General features: G+C 53.7%; 1 protein-coding gene. It reads right to left on the minus strand.

The genetic code is table 11. The features are described 5' to 3' along the window. Nucleotides 1–290: 290 nt before the first annotated feature. A partial coding sequence (locus tag Xinn_RS21420; protein WP_479688277.1) for a DUF1281 family ferredoxin-like fold protein occupies nucleotides 291–549 on the minus strand: 259 nt, incomplete at its 5' end.

Consider the following 549-nt stretch of genomic DNA (forward strand, 5'->3'; position numbering starts at 1 on the left):
TTAATGGTTTTCAGGTAATACTGCTCCAGCTCGTCACTGAAACAATACTGATTGTGGATCGCCGCCATGGCGCAGTTGCAAAAATCCCGGAAGACCTGACAGCGGGTCTGATAACGGGCCGTTTGCTTAAACAGTGAAATAAAAGCTTTCTGATGATCGGTCTGAGAGGCCATTGCATGTTTTCCTTGCAGAACAAAAGTAAAAAAGGAAAACACGCCCCGAAAAGGGAACCGGTTCCCCTTTCGGTTGACGTGGTCAATTTGTAGAAAGTAAGTCGGTGAAACAGCCGGTTACTGCCCGACCGCGATAGCCGGCAGGGCCAATGCCGTTTCCGCCTGTTCGCCGGTCACCAGATAGAGTGCCGGCCGGTGTTGGCCGGACTGTCCGTGGCCGCTGTCCACATGCTCACCCTGGTCATAACAGTCATAGCCTCTGAGGCTGCCTGACCCATCGCTGTACCAGTGGCGGATTTCACAGTCAAATATCGCGGACAGCTCCCCCATCAGTTCAGGTGAAGGCGGTGCCCAGGGCGAATCAAACCGCACGGTT

Source organism: Xenorhabdus innexi (assembly GCF_002632485.1).
In the GTDB taxonomy this organism is placed as follows: domain Bacteria; phylum Pseudomonadota; class Gammaproteobacteria; order Enterobacterales; family Enterobacteriaceae; genus Xenorhabdus; species Xenorhabdus innexi.